This is a genomic window from Marinobacter sp. MIT930201 (assembly GCF_047122665.1).
In the GTDB taxonomy this organism is placed as follows: Bacteria; Pseudomonadota; Gammaproteobacteria; order Pseudomonadales; family Oleiphilaceae; genus Marinobacter; species Marinobacter salarius.
Map to the genome: position 1 here is coordinate 2890550 of NZ_CP138916.1, position 20022 is coordinate 2910571.

The 20022-nt window shown below is 58.3% G+C and carries 17 protein-coding genes; 14 read left to right on the forward strand and 3 right to left on the reverse strand.

What is annotated here, in order from left to right; all coding sequences use genetic code 11:
- Window positions 1-29 precede the first annotated feature (29 nt).
- From SIC19_RS13210 to SIC19_RS13275, 14 genes are all read left to right on the forward strand, one after another.
- Entirely contained in the window at window positions 30-1151 is a 1122-nt protein-coding gene (locus SIC19_RS13210) for an efflux RND transporter periplasmic adaptor subunit (RefSeq protein ID WP_075194287.1), read from the forward strand.
- A 7-nt stretch (window positions 1152-1158) separates the two neighbouring features.
- On the forward strand, window positions 1159-4272 hold the full coding sequence (locus SIC19_RS13215) for an efflux RND transporter permease subunit (protein ID WP_185906455.1): 3114 nt from the start codon (window positions 1159-1161) through the stop codon (window positions 4270-4272).
- Window positions 4273-4291: 19 nt separating this feature from the next.
- Window positions 4292-4948, forward strand: coding sequence for a CerR family C-terminal domain-containing protein (locus tag SIC19_RS13220; RefSeq protein WP_226909974.1), 657 nt, complete (start codon window positions 4292-4294; stop codon window positions 4946-4948).
- A gap of 111 nt (window positions 4949-5059) precedes the next feature.
- Window positions 5060-6580 carry an aldehyde dehydrogenase family protein gene (locus SIC19_RS13225; RefSeq protein WP_075194290.1) on the forward strand — a complete coding sequence of 507 codons (1521 nt, stop codon included), beginning with the start codon at window positions 5060-5062 and terminating at the stop codon, window positions 6578-6580.
- A gap of 364 nt (window positions 6581-6944) precedes the next feature.
- Window positions 6945-7016 carry a pyrroloquinoline quinone precursor peptide PqqA gene (pqqA, locus tag SIC19_RS13230; RefSeq protein WP_007153157.1) on the forward strand — a complete coding sequence of 24 codons (72 nt, stop codon included), beginning with the start codon at window positions 6945-6947 and terminating at the stop codon, window positions 7014-7016.
- 52 nt (window positions 7017-7068) lie between these two features.
- Window positions 7069-7998, forward strand: coding sequence for a pyrroloquinoline quinone biosynthesis protein PqqB (gene pqqB / locus SIC19_RS13235; RefSeq protein ID WP_075194291.1), 930 nt, complete (start codon window positions 7069-7071; stop codon window positions 7996-7998).
- 20 nt (window positions 7999-8018) lie between these two features.
- The gene (pqqC, locus tag SIC19_RS13240; RefSeq protein WP_178380755.1) at window positions 8019-8750 is read left to right on the forward strand and encodes a pyrroloquinoline-quinone synthase PqqC; all 732 of its coding nucleotides are present in this window, start codon (window positions 8019-8021) and stop codon (window positions 8748-8750) included.
- Window positions 8751-8761: 11 nt separating this feature from the next.
- A complete protein-coding gene (gene pqqD, locus SIC19_RS13245; protein ID WP_075194481.1) occupies window positions 8762-9025 on the forward strand; it encodes a pyrroloquinoline quinone biosynthesis peptide chaperone PqqD in 264 nt (87 codons plus the stop codon).
- Window positions 9022-10176 carry a pyrroloquinoline quinone biosynthesis protein PqqE gene (gene pqqE, locus SIC19_RS13250; RefSeq protein WP_178380751.1) on the forward strand — a complete coding sequence of 385 codons (1155 nt, stop codon included), beginning with the start codon at window positions 9022-9024 and terminating at the stop codon, window positions 10174-10176. The genes pqqD and pqqE overlap by 4 nt, the downstream gene beginning before the upstream one ends.
- 142 nt (window positions 10177-10318) lie before the next feature.
- Window positions 10319-12028 (forward strand): prolyl oligopeptidase family serine peptidase, encoded by a 1710-nt coding sequence (locus SIC19_RS13255; protein ID WP_083637119.1) that lies wholly within the window; start codon window positions 10319-10321, stop codon window positions 12026-12028.
- Between the two features lie 125 nt (window positions 12029-12153).
- On the forward strand, window positions 12154-13926 hold the full coding sequence (locus SIC19_RS13260; protein ID WP_226909973.1) for a CotH kinase family protein: 1773 nt from the start codon (window positions 12154-12156) through the stop codon (window positions 13924-13926).
- Window positions 13926-14747, forward strand: coding sequence for a polyphosphate polymerase domain-containing protein (locus tag SIC19_RS13265; RefSeq protein ID WP_075194294.1), 822 nt, complete (start codon window positions 13926-13928; stop codon window positions 14745-14747). Before SIC19_RS13260 ends, SIC19_RS13265 begins: the two co-directional genes overlap by 1 nt.
- A complete protein-coding gene (locus SIC19_RS13270) occupies window positions 14708-15286 on the forward strand; it encodes a DUF4956 domain-containing protein (RefSeq protein ID WP_075194295.1) in 579 nt (192 codons plus the stop codon). Before SIC19_RS13265 ends, SIC19_RS13270 begins: the two co-directional genes overlap by 40 nt.
- A complete protein-coding gene (locus SIC19_RS13275; RefSeq protein ID WP_075194296.1) occupies window positions 15283-16404 on the forward strand; it encodes an OprO/OprP family phosphate-selective porin in 1122 nt (373 codons plus the stop codon). Before SIC19_RS13270 ends, SIC19_RS13275 begins: the two co-directional genes overlap by 4 nt.
- Here the strand turns inward: SIC19_RS13275 and SIC19_RS13280 are convergent.
- Genes SIC19_RS13280 through SIC19_RS13290 form a run of 3 tightly spaced genes read right to left on the reverse strand, consistent with a single transcriptional unit; the run spans window position 16394 to window position 19844 of the window.
- A complete protein-coding gene (locus tag SIC19_RS13280) occupies window positions 16394-17770 on the reverse strand; it encodes a sensor histidine kinase (RefSeq protein WP_075194297.1) in 1377 nt (458 codons plus the stop codon). The genes SIC19_RS13275 and SIC19_RS13280 overlap by 11 nt on opposite strands.
- On the reverse strand, window positions 17767-18414 hold the full coding sequence (locus SIC19_RS13285; RefSeq protein ID WP_041336799.1) for a response regulator transcription factor: 648 nt from the start codon (window positions 18412-18414) through the stop codon (window positions 17767-17769). Before SIC19_RS13285 ends, SIC19_RS13280 begins: the two co-directional genes overlap by 4 nt.
- Entirely contained in the window at window positions 18411-19844 is a 1434-nt protein-coding gene (locus SIC19_RS13290; protein ID WP_075194298.1) for a response regulator, read from the reverse strand. The genes SIC19_RS13285 and SIC19_RS13290 overlap by 4 nt, the downstream gene beginning before the upstream one ends.
- Window positions 19845-20022: the final 178 nt, after the last annotated feature.

Here is a 20022-nt window from a genome sequence, read left to right on the forward strand (position 1 = left end):
ATCAAATGATTATATGATGCCTTAATCAGATGATTAAACAGGGGTGGCTTGTGGTGCTGGTAATCATTCTTGCGGTGCTGATACTGGCCGGCTGCTCGCCGGCTTCTGAACCACTGGATACCTCGTCTTCGCCACGGCTAGTGGACGTGGCAAATGTTGAGCCGGCTGAATCGATGTCCTGGATGACCTTGCCGGGCCGGGTGGAATCAAGCCGAAGAACCACGCTGAGCTTTGAAGTAACTGGCCAGGTGGAGTATCTGACCCTGGATGTTGGCGATGCCTTTCAGCGTGGCGATATCCTCGCAAGGTTGAATGGCGAGCGCTACCAACTGACGTATGAACGCAGTAAGGCGGCAGAGGTGGAGGCCAGGACAGGCCTTGCTGACGTTCAGCGCGAGCTACGGCGGCTGACAAGGCTGCGCCAGGGCGGGCATACCAGTGAAGCTACCCTGGAAAACGCAGAGGCAGCCGTGGCTGGTGCCAGGGCCAGGGTGGACTCCGCCGTCGCGTCCCGGAAACTGGCAGCGCGGGATCTGGAACAGACAAGCCTGCGGGCACCGTTCGATGGCACTGTGGCACGCAGGCACGCTGAACCCGGGCAACGAGTGGCGGCCAACGAGGTCATCTTCAACCTTGTTTCAAGTGGCGACGGTTTTGACGTGTTGACCCGGGTGCCGGAGAACGTCATCGGGCAGGTTCAGGCAGAAAGCCTCCAGTCAGTGTCAGTGCCCGCACTGGACGGCGCACAGACGACCGCGCGGGTAACACACATTGGCAGTCACGCCGCTGACGGGAATGATTACCCGGTTATCCTCCGTATGACTGGGTCCATGGCGGGGCTTCGCTCTGGTATGACCGCTGAAGTTTCTTTCAAGATAGCGACCGATAGCATGACCACGTCGGTTGACTCCTTTCGTGTGCCACTGACTTCCCTGTTATACCCAGTCCTGGGTGAGCCTCGGGTTCTGCTGCTTGATGACGCTAACCAACTGGTCTCCGTGCCGGTGAAAGTACTCTCGGTAGCAGACGGCGAGGCGGTGGTCACCGGGGGCCTGCAAGTGGGGCAGAAAGTTGTCGCGCGCGGTGTCGAGTTTGTCTCGATAGGTGACCGCGTCAGCATTCTGGGCCAGGGCCCACAACAGTTCCATTGAGGTGGTCATGAACCTCTCCCAGCTCGCGTTCCGTTTCCGTCCGGTTGTCCTGTTGGCCACCGTGGCCGCCATGTTCTTTGGCGCGTTCAGCTACCTCTCGCTTCCCACCAGGGAGGATCCCAGTATTACCGTCCGCGAGGCGGTGGTCAGTACCCGTTTTGCTGGCTTACCCGCCGAGCAGGTCGAGGAATGGATCACCAAGCCGCTGGAAACCCGGATTCGACAGGTTGCCGAGGTGGAGCATATCCGGTCCACCTCGATGCGGGGGCAGTCACTGATTCATGTTGAGATTCAGGATCGCTACTTCGATCTGGCTCAGATCTGGGATGACGTGCGCCAGAAGGTGGAGAGTGCCCGCAGTCAATTACCGGAGGGGACTGAGGCGCCAGTCGTCAATGACGATTTCGGTAATGTGGCCGTGGTCACTGCTGCGCTCACCTCAGATCAGTTCAGCCAGGCTGAACAACTGCAGATTGCCGAACATGTGCGCGCCCGTCTGTATGGTGTGGAGGGAACCCGTAAGGTGGAGTTGCACGGTGTGCAGCCGGAACGCATCTACATCGATGTCAGTGAATCCCGCCTTGCCAATCTTGGGCTGACGCCGGTTCAGTTGGCCTCACAGCTTAGTGATCGAAACGTTATCTCACCGGCGGGCGTTATGGAATCCGGAGAGCAGCGGCTGGCACTGCAGGTGTCGGGTGCGTTTCCGGACTTGGAAGCCCTGCGGGCATCGGACATTCGGTTGCCCGATGGTGGCTCCCTTCGCCTGGCGGACCTTGGAGCGGTCAATCGGGGATACCTGGATCCTCCGGCTAACACCGCTTACCACAATGGCAAGCGTGCAATTGTATTTGCCATCTCCATGACTGATGGCTATAGCGTCCTTGATTATGGCGAAGCCGTAAGGGCTCGCCTGGACAACATCGGGGCCAGCCTGCCGGCGGGCTATAACCTGGACATCATGACGTTCCAGGCGGACCAAGTGGCCAATGCGGTCTATGGCGTCAGCCTCAGTGTGATACAGACCCTGGCTATTGTTCTGGCGGTTGTGGTTCTGTTTCTGGGCATTCGCACCGGCCTGATAGTCGGCTCAACGGTACCGGCAGTCATGCTCGTAACCCTGGCATTGATGGGGCTCTTCGACATGACGTTGCAGCGCATGAGCCTCGCAACCCTCGTCATTGCCCTGGGGCTGTTGGTGGACAACGCGATCGTCGTTGCGGAGGACTTCAAAGTTCGCCTGGCGGAGGGTACGTCTCGTGACTTGGCGCTGAAACAGACCGGGGGTGAACTGTCTATGCCCCTTCTGTCGTCCACGCTGACCACCATTCTGGTCTTCCTGCCACTGATGTTGGCGGAACATGTCTCGGGCGAATATACCCGGTCGATATCAATAGTGATTGCCCTGTCGTTGCTGACGTCCTGGCTGCTGTCGATGACAGTGGTGCCGATATGGTGTCATCGCTTCATGCAACGCCCCGCTGATGATTCCGATCGCAGTGCACCTCAGCAACAAACCGGGCCGGCGGCATTATCCGAGCGCCTGTTCCGGGCTATGTCCAGTGGGTATGAGGTGGTGCTCAGACGCTGCCTGCGGCATCGGCCGTTATTCCTGATAGCGGTGGTGGCTTTGCTGTTGCTGGGTATTGGATTGATGCAGGTGGTGCCCAAGAAGTTCTTTCCCGATTCAGACCGGCATCAGGTATTGGTCTACCTGGATCTGCCATCTGACAGTGCGCCCTCTGCAACGGACCAGCAGGTTCAGGCGGTCAGCCGGTCGCTCACCGAATCTCTGGGTGACAAACTGACGGGTGTGGCGGCCTACGCCGGATTTGGTGGTCCCAGGTTCGTGTTGTCACTCACCCCCATCGATCCGGCGCCGAATAGAGGCTTCCTGGTGTTGAACGTGGCAAAGAGGGACCAGATGGCATCGGTGATGACAGCGGCGCGGCAACTGCTGGCTAAGGAGTTTCCGCAACTGTCCTCCCAGGTCACCCGGATGTTCCTCGGGCCTTCAGATTCCAACCTGCTGGAGATTCTGGTCAAGGGGCCAGACCGAGAGGTGCTCTACGATACTGCGGCAAAGGTGGAGGCAGAACTCCGCGCTATGCCGGGGGGCAGGGACGTGCGTCAGAGCTGGGAAGCACGCATACCGTCATTGCGCATCGAGGTTAACCAGGCACAGGCGGATCGCGCCGGTGTCACCTCTGCCGATATTGCCTGCTCGCTGAAAGGAGCCATTGATGGTTATCAACTGAGCCAGTTACGCCAGGGCGACACCCTGGTGCCCATTGTGTTGCGTTACCCGCCTGAAGTGAGGTCCCGATTGGAGCGCCTGAAATCGCTAGTGGTCTACCCGCTGAACGATCCTGGTGAGGGTGTTCCCCTGAACCAGGTGGCGACAATCGGGCTGGACGATGGCTACTACCGGATCGACCGGCACAATCTGGTTCGCGCCATTACCATCGAAGGACGAAACGATGCTTTGACTGCCGAGGACATGATGCCTCGCATTACCCCAACACTGAGATCCCTGGAGGCCTCTTTGCCGCCGGGCCATTGGGTTGAGTTTGACGGCGTGGTGGTGCAGTCCGCCGAAGGGCAGGCCTCGATGCAAGCCAACCTGCCATTGTGCCTGGGGTTGATCCTGATCCTGCTGGTAGCCCAGTTCAATTCCTACAAGCGCCCGCTGTTGATCGTGGTCACCATTCCCCTGGTGATACTGGGCGTATCAATAGGCCTATTGGCATTGCGGGCGGATTTCGGGTTCATGGTACTTTTGGGGATCTACAGCCTGGCCGGCATTATCATCAATAATGCCATCGTGCTGATCGAACGAATCGACCGGGAACGTCGTGACGAGGGGCATTCGCTGCAGGAGGCCGTTGTCCGCGCCTCCGTTCGACGGCTCAGGCCCATTGTCATGTCGGCTGCCACGACCATCCTCGGACTGTTGCCGCTGATTGTGGGTAAAGATCCGCTATTCTATGCCATGGCCAGCGCCATGGCCTTTGGTTTGGGCCTGGGAACCCTGATGAGTCTGGGCGTGGTGCCGGTGCTGTACACCTACTTTTTTGCCCGCGAATCAGGGAAGATGCCTCATGCAACCGAGACAACATAGTGCATTTGGAGAGAAAGCAGTGGCAAACGAGCCGGGCAAAGCCGAAGACGAAACCGCCCAAAAACTGATCCTGGCGGGCATGGAGTTGTTTGGTCAATATGGTTTCAAAGGCACCACGACCCGCATGATTGCCGAAGCCGCCGATTCCAATATCGGCTCCATTGCCTATTACTTCGATAATAAGACTGGCTTGTACCACGCCATTGCCCGGCATATTGCCCGGCGCATGAGAGAAGTTTTCGGTTTTACTGGCGAGCAATCGGCTGCAAGCGCCAGTGATTGCGATCAGGCCCTGGCCCAACTCGAACTCATCGTGAAACGCATGGTTCGCCAGTTCGCCCAGGCCCCGGAGGCTCGCCGCTGGCTCATGTTGGTGATGCGCGAACAGGCCAGTCCCACTGAGGCGTTTGATATCCTCTACGAGGAAACCTTCGAACGTGTCCATGTGCACCTGACCCGCCTGATTGCGGTCGTGATGGACCGGTCACCCGACGAGCGCCGGGTCATCATCGAGGCCCATACCGTCATGGGTCAGATTGTCTTTTTCCTTGTAGGCCGCTTCCCATTACTACGCAGGCTTGGGATAGAGGGCGAATTCCCTCCTGACGTCGTGGACACTGCCGAACAGGTGGTAATTTCCCACCTCCATGCCCTGGCGTTTACTACCAAGGGATGAGTTTTTCACCTCCATCGAATCATTCAACTATCCAGTGCCGGGGTCTACATTGAATAGGTAAACGCGCAAGGCCGCGTTGTCCTGCGACAAACACAACAAGAGGTCGAGACCATGATCTACGCACAACCTGGTAAGGAAGGCTCCGTCGTCTCCTTCAAACCCCGTTACGAGAACTACATCGGCGGCGAGTGGGTCGCCCCGGTCAAGGGTCAGTACTTTGAAAACATCACGCCGGTGACCGGCGATGTCATCTGTGAGATCCCCCGCTCCTCGGCCGAAGATATTGACCTGGCTCTGGATGCCGCCCACAAGGCCGCGCCAGCGTGGGGAAAAACTTCGACCACTGAGCGTTCCAATATCCTGCTGAGAATTGCCGACCGTATCGAGCAGAATGTTGAAATGCTGTCGGTCGCCGAAACCTGGGATAACGGCAAAGCCGTTCGCGAGACACTGAACGCCGACATTCCTTTGGCGGTTGACCACTTCCGTTACTTTGCCGGTTGTATCCGCGCCCAGGAAGACACGTCCAGCGCCATCGACAACAACACTGTGGCCTATCATTACCATGAGCCACTGGGTGTGGTTGGCCAGATCATTCCCTGGAACTTCCCACTGCTGATGGCTGTGTGGAAACTGGCGCCTTGTCTGGCAGCCGGCAACTGTACGGTGATGAAGCCTGCCGAGCAGACGCCAGCCAGCATCCTGATCCTGATGGACCTGATTGGCGATCTGTTACCCCCGGGCGTGGTTAACATCGTCAACGGCTACGGCATTGAAGCGGGCCAGGCCCTGGCCACCAGCAAGCGTATTGCCAAGATTGCCTTCACCGGCTCCACACCGGTGGGCTCCCACATTCTCAAATGCGCGGCCGAGAACATCATCCCCTCTACTGTAGAGTTGGGCGGCAAGTCTCCGAACATCTACTTCTCAGACGTAATGCAGGCTGAGCCGGAGTTTATCGACAAGTGTGTGGAAGGCCTGGTGCTGGCGTTCTTCAACCAGGGTGAGGTCTGTACCTGTCCGTCCCGTGCGCTGGTACAGGAAGACATGTACGAGGAGTTCATGGCCAAGGTTGTTGAACGCACGAAGTCCATCAAGCGTGGCAACCCGCTCGATACCGATGTGCAGGTCGGCGCTCAGGCCAGCAAGGAGCAGTTCGACAAGATCATGTCCTACCTCGACATCGGCAAGCAGGAAGGCGCGGAAGTGCTGACCGGCGGTGGCCGTGAGGAAATGGACGATGCCTATAACAATGGCTTCTACGTTCAGCCCACGCTGTTCAAAGGCAAGAACAACATGCGTGTGTTCCAGGAGGAAATCTTTGGTCCGGTGGTGGGTGTAACCACCTTCAAGGACGAAGAAGAAGCCCTGGCCATCGCCAACGATACCGAGTTCGGTCTGGGTGCCGGTCTCTGGACCCGCGACATCAACCGTGCCTATCGCATGGGCCGCGCCATCCAGGCGGGCCGCGTATGGACCAATTGTTACCACCAGTACCCGGCGCACGCTGCCTTCGGTGGTTACAAGAAGTCCGGCGTTGGCCGCGAGAACCACAAGATGGCGCTGGACCATTACCAGCAGACCAAGAACCTGCTGGTCAGTTACGACATCAACCCGCTGGGCTTCTTCTAAGTCCGCCAATGACTGTTGTGCCCGGGCCCTCCCACACAGGCCCGGTGGCGAGTCAGCACATGGATGTGCACATTCCTCCCCGGTGTCTGGCCGGGGTGCATCTCTACCGGGTTGTAGTTGACTGGTGGGGGTGGATGGGTCTTCCTGCCATTTTTAGGTCCTTCCCAGGGCCTTTTTTTGTGTCTGCGCCGGCGTTCACCGGAATGGGTCGAAAGGATGAATTTCAGGGCCCGGATCGGCTGGAAATCAGTGCCAAAGTACCATATTTGCCTTTTCGTGGACTGGGTAGGATTGAAGGTGAGTTGCCGGATGACCGGTTAACGGATCCTCAATGCCACAACAATCATCACAAGAGGTAAGCGTTATGTGGACCAAACCAGCCTATGAAGACCTGCGGATCGGCTTCGAAGTCACCATGTACTTCGCCAACCGCTGAGAAGTGATGGCCAGCCTAGTGCGCTGGCCATTTTGCTTCTGGAGATTTCGTTATGCAGATTCGTATCCTCGGTTCCGCCGCCGGCGGAGGGTTTCCCCAGTGGAACTGCAATTGCGCCAACTGTGATGGCTTCCGCAAAGGGACCCTGAACGCCAGCGCACGTACCCAGTCATCCATCGCCATAAGCGAAGACGGCGTGCACTGGATTCTCTGTAACGCCTCTCCTGACATTCGTGCTCAACTGGCAAGCTTTGATGCCATGCAGCCGGCGCGTGCGCTTCGGGATACCGGAATTAACGCGGTGTTGCTGTGCGACAGCCAGGTGGATCACACCACCGGTTTGCTGATGTTGCGCGAGGGGTTGCCCCTGGACGTGTGGTGTACCGCCCAGGTGCATGAAGATCTGAGCAGCGGCTTTCCACTGTTTCGCATGCTCACCCACTGGAGCGGTGGCCCCCAGTGGCATGAAGTACCCTGTACCGATCAACAGTCTTTTTCCATTCCCTGCGCCCCGGCGTTGCGGTTGACGGCCATTCCGTTACTCAGTAATGCGCCGCCGTATTCGCCGCGCAGGAATAATCCCCACCCGGGAGACAACATTGGGCTTTTCATAGAAGACACCCGCAGTGGTGAAACCGTCATGTACGCCCCGGGGCTCGGGCAGCCCGATGAGCAGATTCTGCAGTGGATGCGCAAAGCCGACACGCTGCTGGTGGATGGTACCGTTTGGCACGACGATGAAATGTTGCGCTGCGAGGTGGGTACCCGTACCGGTCAGGAAATGGGGCATCTTGCCCAGAGCGGCCCCGGGGGCATGATCGATGTGCTGGATACCATGCCAGCACGCCGGAAAATCCTTATCCATATCAATAACACCAACCCCATTCTCAACGAAGACTCCCCGGAACGGGCCGTGCTGGCCAGGCACGGCATTGAGGTGTCGTTTGACGGCATGCATCTGGATATGAAGGTGCCCTCGTGAACGCACTCGCTACACCTGTCATGAATCGCGGGGATTTCGAGCAGGCCCTGCGGGCAAAGGGCCAGTACTACCACATCCACCATCCGTACCATAAAGCCATGTATGGCGGTGATTGTACTCCTGAGCAGATTCGTGGCTGGGTCGCTAACCGGTACTACTATCAGATCAACATTCCCCGCAAGGACGCGGCGATCATGGCCAACTGCCCGGATGCCTCGGTGCGCCGGTTGTGGCTCCAGAGAGTACTGGATCACGATGGCCACAGTGACGACGAAGGCGGTATCGAGGCCTGGCTGAGCCTGGCGGAAGCAGTAGGGTTAACTCGGGACGAGGTCATCGACCAGCGCCACGTGCTGCCGGGTGTGCGGTTTGCGGTTGATGCGTACCTGAACTTTGCCCGACGGGCGACCTGGCAGGAAGCGGCCTGTTCCTCCCTGACGGAACTGTTTGCGCCGGAGATTCACCAGTCCCGGCTCGATAGCTGGCCTCAGCATTATCCCTGGATCCAGACCGATGGTTATGGCTATTTCCGCAAGCGGTTGTCGGAAGCGCGCCGTGACGTGGAACATGGCCTCACCATCACCCTCGATCACTTCACCACCGCGGCACAGCAGGCCCGTGCCCTGGAAATCCTTCAATTCAAACTGGATATCTTATGGTCTATGTTGGATGCCCTGACTATGGCTTATCAGCACCGCACGCCGCCGTACCACACCGTAACCAGCCAGCCAGTCTGGCACCGGGGGGTGTAGTGGCCACGCCCATGGAGCGCACACCGCGACTTCGCCCGGGTTTCCGCTTCCAGTGGGAGCCGGCCCAGAACGCCCATGTGCTGTTGTATCCCGAAGGTATGGTGCGGTTGAACGACAGCGCCGGGGCGGTGCTGAAGGAAGTGGATGGCCAGCGCACGGTGGCCGATATTGTCGCTATCCTGGAACAGCAGTTCCCCGATGCGGGATCCCTGGCAAACGATGTCAGTGATTTCCTCAAGGACGCCGAACAGCAGCATTGGATACTGTTTCCATGAGTCAGCACGACACCATGCCGACGGGCGATCGCCCTGGTATTGGTCCGCCCCTATGGCTGCTGGCGGAATTGACCTACCGCTGTCCACTGCAGTGCCCTTACTGTTCCAATCCACTGGATTTCGCGCAGACCCAGCAGGAATTAAGCACCGAAGAGTGGGTCAGGGTGCTGCGCCAGGGCCGTGAGATGGGAGCAGCCCAACTGGGCTTTTCCGGCGGCGAACCGCTGGTGCGTCAGGACCTTCCGGAGCTGATTGCAGAAGCCAGGCAGCTGGGCTATTACACCAATTTGATAACCTCCGGCCTGGGGCTCACCGAGGCCAAGGTGAACGCCTTCCGCGACGCCGGGCTGGACCATATCCAGGTCAGTTTCCAGGCCTCAGACCCGGAACTGAACAACGCCGTGGCCGGCTCACGCAAGGCTTTCGAGCAGAAGCTGGCGATGGCCCGTGCGGTAAAAGAAGCGGGTTACCCCATGGTGCTCAACTTTGTGATCCATCGGCACAATATCCACCAGATGAACGATATCATCAGTTTGTGTGAGCGATTGGGTGCGGATTACGTGGAGTTGGCCACCTGCCAATACTACGGCTGGGCGTTCGAAAACCGTGAGGGGTTGATGCCCTCCAAGGCACAGCTGGAAAAGGCTGAGGCCGAAGTAAACATCTATCGCAAACGTCTGGCAGATGACGGCTCGGCGATGAGGTTGATCTTTGTCACCCCGGACTATTACGAGGAGCGGCCAAAGGCCTGCATGAACGGGTGGGGCAGCCTGTTCCTCACCGTGGCGCCGGACGGCACCGCCTTGCCCTGCCACAGCGCCCGCCTGTTACCCATTGAGTTTCCCAATGTACGGGATTCCTCGCTACACTCCATCTGGTATGACAGCCCGGGTTTCAACCATTACCGGGGTGACAGCTGGATGCCGGAGCCGTGCCGGTCCTGCGACGAAAAAGGAAAGGATTTCGGCGGCTGCCGATGCCAGGCCTACCTGCTGACCGGTAATGCCGACAACGCCGACCCGGTTTGCAGTAAATCACCCCATCATGACCGCATCCTCGCCGCCCGCCAAGCGGCGGACCATGCCACCGCCGGGTTGGAGGAGCTGACCTATCGCAACGCCAACAACTCCCGGTTGTTCTTCAGGGGCTGATGCGCCCCGTGAGCCAGATGCAACGACAAAGCTGACGTCAGAACAGGCCTCGTCGGCGCTTTTACAGCGTACAGAGCTAGCGGCATCTGCGACCGGTGAATTCTGGCTGGAGTCCGACCCGGTCAGTGGTGGCAATGTGATAATGACCTTGGAGGCGGGTGTCGGGATTCCTTTGCTCTCTCGCAGCTTCAGCGCTCGCAGCCAGGTTAACGGTTATGGAGGTGGTGCGCTGTGTGCCGGGCCCGAAAGCGTATTCGCCGTCGAGGCGTCCGGGCAGCAGGTTTATCACATTGATACGGCCACAGGGGCGTGCTCTCCACTCACTGACGACGATGCCTGCTATGGCGGACTCTCCTGGGACGCGGCGCATCACCGGGTGTTGGCAGTGCGTGAGGCGAACGGCCGCCAGCAACTGATGGGTATTGCCCTAACGGACAGTGAATCAGCGAACTGCATACTCCACGAGTCGGAAGACTTTTACAGCGCCCCGACGGTATCGGCCGACGGGCGGCACCTGGCCTGGGTGAGCTGGTCACTACCGGACATGCCCTGGGTTGCCTCCGTACTCTGGACAGCATCGATTCAGCGGGACGGCTCACTGACCCAGGCGCGACGCTGGCCTTCGCCCTCAGAAGGCAGTGTTCAGCAGCCGATATTTGATGGCGACGACGTGATTGTGTTGTCGGATCATGAGGGGTGGTGGCAACCTTGGCGGCTGACGTCCGGCGGGCAATGGCACTTGCTGGATGACAGCCGGGAGGATCATGCCAGCGCCCCCTGGCAACTGGGTGAGCGTCACCACCAATGCCTTCCCGACGGTGGTTGGGTACGTATGCGGTACCAGGCTGGAGTAGGGCAGTTGTGGTTGTTTTCAGGGCATGAAGAAACAGGCGTGCGGATCGCCAGGGAGTATGTCGACTTTCGATGCCTGGTTGTGCAGGGCCAGAGGGTGTTGTGTATTGCCCGCTCGTCCACCCGGCTCGACACGGTGTTGTCGGTCGATTGGGGCACCGGACATGCCGAGCCACTCTCCGGTGGCGAAGAGCCTTTCCCTGGAATGACATTGTCTCAGCCGGAACTCTTCAGCGTTCCGCCATCAGCCGGTGGTGTCGATGCCATCAGCGGTTTTTTCTACCCGCCAGTGCCATCCGCGTCTGATGGTAAGTCGGTACCAATCATCCTGATTGCCCATGGCGGCCCGACCTCCACGACCTATCCGGTACTCAACCTCCAGACCCAGTTCTGGTGCCGTCAGGGGTTTGCCGTGGCTGAAGTGAACTACCGCGGCAGTTCTGGCTTCGGCCGGGCCTTTCGCATGGCGTTGGCGGGGAACTGGGGACGTGTGGACGTGGCGGATATGGAACGTGCTGCTCGCTGGCTGGTCGCCAACAAAGCCGTTGATCCCGCCAGGCTTTTCATCCAGGGCCGCAGTTCGGGCGGTTATACCGCATTGCTGGCCATGGTCCAAACCGACGTGTTTGCGGCGGGCGCCAGCCAGTTCGGTGTCAGTGATCCCCGGCGGCTGAGAGCGATGACGCATCGATTTGAATCCGGTTATCTGGACTGGTTGTTGGGATCTCCCGACGACTGTCCCGACAACTGGCAGCAGAGGTCGCCACTGGCTCAGGCAGATCGCCTCTGTCGACCGATGATCTTTTTCCAGGGTGCGCAGGATCGGGTGGTGGTCCCGCAGCAGACCACTGCCATCGTCAATGCGCTGCGTCGCAATGGTGGCTCTCCGGAGGTGTATGTGTACCCTGACGAGGGTCACGGATTTCGCAAGCAGAGCAACGTTGCCGATATGCTGGAACGATTGCTTCGGTTCTATCGCAGGCAGTCGACCGATCAGTAATGTGACGCCTGTCCGCTTTCCCGTTTCGCTGTAAGACAGTCTTACATACAGTTTTCAGTCCCCCCGACAATACTCTTCCATCAGACAAGAAACCGGCCAATTCGGCCTGATGTGGGGACAAAACAATGAAAATAGGGACTGATGGATTTCCGGGAAAGGCAGTCGTTCTGCTGGGCGCTCTGGCGGTATTGACCGGCTGCGGTGGCGGCGGGAGCAGCAGCGAATCCAGCCCTTCGGATTTTGACGCACCGGTAGAGCCGGTCAACATTGGCGGTGATGGCGATATTTTTGACCCGGAGCGCCTGCTCGACGTGGAAATCACCATGTCCGCCAGCAACTGGCGAACATTGAAAGCCGAGGCGCGAACGTTGGCTGACACCTCCCGCGAATGCCTGCCCGAGTTCGAGTACACCGAGTTGCCCGCCACCGTCACCATCGACGGCGATACCATGGGCAACGTGAACGTGCGAAAAAAAGGCTTTATCGGGTCCCTCAGCCCGGATCTGCCTTCCCTAAAACTGGATTTTAACGACCTGCAGGAAGGGCGCACTTACCAGAACGTGTCCCGTATGACCCTGAACAACAATCGTCAGGATCCCTCCAATGTTCGTCAATGCCTGGCTTACGACCGGTTCCGGGATATCGGTATCGCAGCGCCGTTATGCAACTACGCCCAGGTGACCGTCAATGGCGAGGATTTGGGGGTTTTTGCCCATGTTGAACCTATACGGAAGCCCTTTTTGCGGCGCACGTTTGGCGATGACTCGGGCAATCTGTATGAGGCGCAGCAGGCCGATTTCGGCAACTATCTGATCCGCCGGTTCGAGACCAAGACCAACGAAGACGCCAACAACCGCTCTGATCTGCAAGCCGTTGCGGACGCCATGGCGCTGGATGATGAGGCGATGATGGACGTGTTGCCCCAATTGCTGGATGTGGATGAGTTCATCCGTTTCTGGGCCATGGAAACCTTGCTGGGAGCGTGGGATTCGGCGAGCGGCAACGCCAATAACTTTTACCTCTACCATTCTCCGGACGATGGGCTGTTCCACTTCATCCCCTGGGGTGCCGATACCGCCTTTCGTGGAACCCATCCCCTGAAGCCTGGCTCCGCGCCTCTGTACCGTAACTTCCGTCTGGCGGAGCGGCTTTATGGGATGCCGGAATACCGCCAGCAATACCTGGACGCGCTGGAAGACCTGTTGGCCAACCACTGGGACGAAGAAGCGATGCAGCTGGAGATCGAGCGGGTGATGGCGTTGACCGGGACCACGAAGGCCGACGTTGAAAGTGTTGAAAGCTTCCTGCTTGGCACCGGCATGCCCGGAGACGACGGGTATGAGCGATCGCAACGGGAGGTGTTGCTCAGCGCCATCGCCGGAAACGAGCCGGAAGAGGCGGTGACCTTGCTGGAGGATACCCAGCCGGACTGCTCCGAGCCGGCCAAGACCAACCTGACCGCCAGTGTTTCAGCGGTATCCGGTACAGACTCCGGGGTATTCAGTTTCACCTTGCCGGATGGTCGACAGGTCAGCGCGAGCCTGACGTTCGCTGCCTTTGAAGTAGACAGCCTGGTGTACTCCGTTGACACCGAGCAGGCTCCCGCCGTGCACAGTTTATTGCTGATTGGTGTCGACGCCGCCCAGGGCTTCAAGCCTTATGTGTTGCAGGTATTTATCGAAGACACCGATTACAGACCCGGAACCCATAAACTCCATGGCTTTGCCACCAATGCGCTGCTCTTTGAAGTGGATGAATCCGTACCTGGCGACGTGGTGTCACTGGCGCTGGGGGCGACCGGCACCATCACCCTCAGCAGCGTAGGCAGCGGCGCAAACGCCGGCGATGTGGATATGGACATCGACATGACCATGGAATACCTGCCGGGTACTGAATAATGGTCAGTTGTTTCAGCCTGAACGCATTTGAATCCCACTCACTGGCGGATCAGAGCTCGTCAGCGTTGATGGATCGGGTGGATACCAAGTATCTGATCGACGCTGCCGAACTGAACCAGTGTCTGGCAGAGCTGACGGCAGAGTACACGGTGCTGGAGATGAACGGGTGTCGGGGAATGGCATACGACACGCTCTATTTCGATACGCCCGGCCGGCAGCTCTACCTCGATCACCACAATGGCAAACTGAACCGCGTAAAGGTCCGCACTCGCCACTACCGGGCCACCGGTGAGCGTTTTCTGGAGGTCAAGGTCAAGACCAACAAACTGCGCACCTCCAAACAGAGAATGGTATTGACCGGGGCGGAGCCAGACGCACGAATTCTGCGTCACTTCCTTCAAGAGCAATTGGGCCTGCCGGCGACACGGATGCTGCCGGCTCTTTTTGTTCACTACCATCGCATCACGCTGCTCAGCAGAACCGGTCACGAGCGGGTTACCGTGGATACGGATATCTGCTTCGAGCATAGCGGGGAACACCAGCGGATCGGGTTGCCGGGCGTTGTGTTGGTGGAGGTCAAATCGTTGCGCCATCAGCGGCGTTCACCCGTTCTGGACATCCTGAAAAGGATGGGCCACAGGCCCGTCAGCTTCAGCAAATACTGCATCGGCACGGCGCTGCTGTGCCGGGGCCGGATCAAGGCCAACCGCTTCAAGCCAGTGTTGTCGAAGCTTGATGCGCTCAGGGCCCCGAGAGAATACCGCTACTTCAAGGAGTCATCATGGAATCTGCAGTTGATGTCCATTTCTTTATCCGCCTGATCATTAACCTGATCTCGGTTTTCATCCTGATCCGTTGTTACTACGCATTTTCCCACCATCGTGAAAACGCCGCCTCGTTCATCCTGTTTGGCGTGGGTGTGTTCCTGGTCACGGCGTTACTGAATTCGGTGACCGTGTCCATGGGTTTCGCCTTTGGGTTGTTCGCGGTGTTCTCGATGTTGCGATACCGCACCGAAGCATTGGGCATCAAGGAAATGACCTATCTGTTTTTGGTGATCGCCATGGCGCTGTTGGCGGCCGTCGGGAACGTGGAGCATTGGGTGTTGGCGTGCCTGAATGGCCTGGTGATCGCCATCGCCTTGTTGCTGGAAACCCGGATGATGTTGCCATTGTGCGGCGAGAAGGACATCGAGTACGAAAAAATTGACCTGATTCACACCGACCGTCAGGACGAACTGATTGCCGACCTGCGATCTCGGACTGGCCTGGATGTGAATCGGGTGGATGTGGTTTCCGTGAGCTTTCTGCGGGATACAGCGCAGCTAAGGATGCATTACCGCATGGAGCAGGGATCATGATGGACGATCTGCGCTGGGCAATGCTGGTGATGTGGCTGATGGCCTGCTTTTCCCTGCAGGTGCGTGCAGACACCACTGATTTTGAGGCCGACATCGGCGGCTACGTGGTGGGCGGTGTGGACCATTATGGCGCTTTCCATGACGAAGATGGCGTTGACTCGACCACGAACACGGTACTGCGGAAATTCAGGCTTGGACTTGAACTTGCCTATGGCAAACACTGGTCCTTCGAGCTTGATGGTGACTATCAGTACGACGGTGATGAGCAGGTACTGGAATTCGATGACGTCTGGTTGCGATACGATGGCTTTGGCTGGGGTGGCGTCCAGGTGGGTCGGATGAAAGAGCCTTTTGGTTTTGAACGTACCAGTGGCTATTCCAGCCTGATGACCAACGAACGCTCCCTGGCGACCAGTGCCTTTGCGCCGGGGCGCTCCGAAGGCGTGATGGTAAACCGGGCCGGTAAAAAGGCCACCTGGGCACTGGGCGTATTTCGGGAAAGTGGCGATTCCCAGGCTCCCAGGGCGGTAACGGGCCGCGTGACCTTTGCCCCGCTTCACACTGAACATCAGACAATCCATCTGGGCCTGGCCGGATCCTGGCGTGACATGCGCGGCGAACGGTTCCAGATACGCGATCATGGGGAGGTCTACAGCGCCGACAATGTGATCCGAAGCCCGCGTTTTGACGCGGATGACCTGGCACTGTTGGGTGGCGAGTTTGCCTGGAGTCGCGATTCAGTCACCGTCACATCGGAGGCGATGACCCAGCGTGTCAGGCAGGTCGGGGGCGATGAGTGGCAATTCAGTGGCGGCTATGCCCAACTGGGTTATCTGCTCACGGGCGAACACCGGGGGTATAGCCGGGGCGAGTTCGACCGCATTGACCCACTCAGCCATCTGGGGGCCGTCGAGCTGGTGGCGCGCTGGAGTGGGGTGGATCTCCGGCAGCGGGATGTGGGCGCCGAAGCCTCCATAGCGATGCTGGGGATCAACTATTATTGGCGTAAATCGGTTCTGCTGAGGGTGAATTACCTGATTCCGACCATCAGCGGCAATGCTTTGATGGCAAACCCCGATGGGGATGCGGTCACCGTGCGTGCCCAGCTCAGGTTCTGACGCGATCGGCCTCCAGGGGCAGCGCCAGTGTCACCCGCGTCCATTGCCCCAGCGCACTGCTAATCGACAGTGTCCCACCGTGGTGGCGCAGGATGGTCTGGCAAATGCTAAGGCCCAGCCCGAGGTTTTCCGGTGTGTCACTGGTCGAATAGAAAGGATCCGTCAGGCGACGTATCTCCTCCTCGGGAATGCCGCAGCCATTATCGGCCAGTGTGATATCAAGGGTCCGGGCATCGCGAGTCGTCGACACATGAATGATGGCGGGCTGACGATCCAGTTGGCTCTGAAGCGCCGAGGCAGCATTGAGAAACAGATTCACGAACACCTGAGTCAGCGCCGAAGGGTAGCAAGGTACTGTTAGGGTTTCCGGTACGTCGATCTCCAGGTCAATGCCGCGCAGTTTGTGTTTGGTGAAGCGCGTGGCGGCATTGATAAGCCCCGTGAGGTTTGCCAGTTCTTTGGCGTGCTCCGGATGAGGGACAGAGAAATCGATAAGGTCCGAGACGATGTCGGCAATGCGTTTCTGATGCGCCGCGGCATCGTCGATCGCTTCGCCCAGTTCGGGGTCTTCGTTGATATCCTTTGCGTACTGCAGCGCCTGCACGGAGCAGTTGACCGGATTCATGATTTCATGGAGCAGGCCCTTGGCCATGTGACTGAGGGCCTGATGCTTCTGTTGCTGGATCAGGTTTTCCTCAGTCACCTGAAGCGTTCGCAGAGTGCGGCTCAACATCCGGTTTCTGTCGCGCAACAGGAACTGCAGCGCCAGGATGTTTCGCACGAAGCGACGAAAAAAAACGGCTAACAACGGTGAAATGACCAGGCACATCAGAACCAGCCAGTTCAACAACACTTCCTGTAGCTTGGTTGCCACATCCGCTGCGGGTACCGCGGCCCAGATAGCGGCGTAGAGAAACGCCAGATTGATGGCGATCATGATCAGGGTATGCCGTGGCGACAGCGTCACGATGCCGAGGAAGCTGATGAAGAAGTAGAGCCCGATCGTCGGTGTGAGATCTCCACCGGTTTTGATAAAGGCAAGATAGCTGAACAGGGCCATGTTCAGGAAAACCAGATACATGATCAGTGGCGTGCGAAAACGCACGGCCTTGAATCGGTGGGCCACAATGAGACAGGAGAGAATCGTGGTGTAGACAAACAGTCCGCTCGGAACGTTGGCAGGGCCAAGCTGTGTGGCCAGCGTCATCATGTGCGCAAGGGTTCCGATCAGTGTGATTAGCAGCGAGACGTCCGCAAAGACCGGCAGGAAACGGAACCGGGATTGGGCGCTATAGAAACGCTCGAACTGTCGTTGCTTGCGTGGAGTAAGTTGCTGAACCTGTTGCAGGCCGTCGAGTATTTTCATGAGTCGAGATTGTTCCTGAAGCGTTTCATGAACAGCATCAGATCCGGTTGCCGTTCAAAGCCCATCTTGATGAATATTCGGTCCTTGTAGGAGTGCACTGTTTTATAGGAAACCCCGAGTCGATCCGCAATGGTCTTGAACGCGACCCGATCCGCCATGAGGCGTGCCACTTCCCGTTCACGGGCAGATAGCGCGTGAAACGCCTCCAGATCTGGTGATGTTGTGGTAGCGGGTGCCTGGCACGAGTCCGCGTCCACATACACTTGCCCGTTGCGAATGTAGTGCAGGGATCGAATGAGTTCCTGTACTGACTGAGTCTTGGCCACAACCGTTTTGATGCCTGACTCCAGATAGATCGCCAGGCGGGCTGGAGAGACCGGTCGCTCGACCAGCAGTAGCACAGACAGCGCGGGGTGATTGGAAAGGGCCACTTCGGCGATGGTCAGGCCATCGTTGTCCTGCAGGGCTTCCTCAATGATCAGCACGGTAGGCCTGACGGTCGGCAACTGCTCCAATGTATCGACACCGGTTGCGGACTCGCCCACCAGATCAATGTTCTCTTCAAGAAGCAGCTGATAGAGGATGGCGTCCCGGTACAGGCGCTTGTCGATGGTGACGTACAGCCGGATATCATCTTTTGTCACGGCTGCCGGCTCCCGCCCGAGGGCGCGCGCAGAGGCAACGACAGCTCAAGGGTGAAGCGTTGTTGGCCTCCCTGAAGGAGAACTTGGCCGCCCTGTTGTTGGGCCATGATGTAGAGCGCAAGCAAGGCGCCCTGTTGCTTCAGTAATTGGCTGGAAACACGCGCCATTGGCGAAAGGACATGACTGTATAGGTGGAGGTTCTTGCCGGCTTCCAGCCGAAGGGTCGTGACGTCCTCATCCTGCTCTCTTATGAGGTGGTCACGGCTCATTCCGGACGCGCTCAACAGCACATCCAGCGCTGACTGAATGGCGTCGGGCAGGGTACCGTTGTTGGGAACGGCGTCGGTTAACGGTATCTCCAAATACCGAGTCAGTTCGGCGCGTAGCCCGCGGACCAGAGCGTTATCCAGAGCCTCAGGGCTATGGTCACGAAAGTGGGAGGCGCCGGGAGGCAAGGTGCTGATGGCGTCCATATCCCTCAGGAAATTCTGTATCACGTCCCGTGACGCCAAGGGAACTGATGGCGATTCGGTCAGAGCCCTGAGAAGAGCGGCTTTTCGCCGTTCGCGAACGCCCTCGAAACGCTCAGCAAGTGCAAATTGCCACTGCTCCGATTTCTGGCGCGATGCGTGGTGCTGAGCAATAGCGTCGTCCAGCACCGGGAGCAGGGATGCGGCATGCCACGGCTTCTTCTGATAACGGAAGATTCGCCCCTGATTAACCGCGCCCAGCGCAACGTCCAGTTCCCCGTAGGCCGATGTGAGGATGCGAGTAATATGGGGATAGGACTGTCGCATCTCGTTGATCAACTGCAGTCCTTTCATGCCTGGCATGCGCTGATCTGTCATCAGGACTGCAGTCCGGTGACCTTCCTGATGGAGAGTCTCCAAAGCCTGCTGAGCGCTGGCGGCGCAGCGGATTTCGAAGCGGTCCTGCATCCGCATCAGCTGTTTGCTCAGGTACTTGGTCGCCGATTGTTCGTCGTCAACGATCAGTACCAGCGGCTTGGGGTGTTCGCTCTCGACGGGAGTGGGCCCGGCGTTATCCTGTACCGACATGGTGGCTGCAAACAGGTCGGTGCGTACGAGGTTGATGTCCCAAGGCTTGGCGTAGCAGCGGTCGACAACCCTATTCTCCAGCAAGTGAATGATCTGATCGAGGGAAAACTGGCCGCCAATGACGATTCGCAAGCAGCAGCCACCATCGCTGACCTGCTGAAGTAGAGAAGACGCCAGCAACTGATCGGTGTCGGTGGTGATGAATACGAGCGCGTCGGGCAGGGATCGGCCCCGTGCAATGGCGGCCAGGGCCTCTTGGTCAGAGGAGTAGCTGTCAATTGAAAATGCCCCGGCAAAATCCTGGAGAAAAGCATCCCGATCGTCTTCCCGGTCGTACCTGAGAAGTACCCGATGTGGTTGATCAGCGGACATGTGAGCTGGATCCTTGGAGACAGGTTGGCCGAGCGATAATACCAATCGGGTATCGACCCGAATGTAGGAACATCCTACGCTGTTTGGGTGCCGAAAATCCCGGCACAGGTCTCAGGATGAGGAACCAGATGAGAAGGCACCCGGGTTGGGTTAAACTCCGGGTGAGACATAATAACAA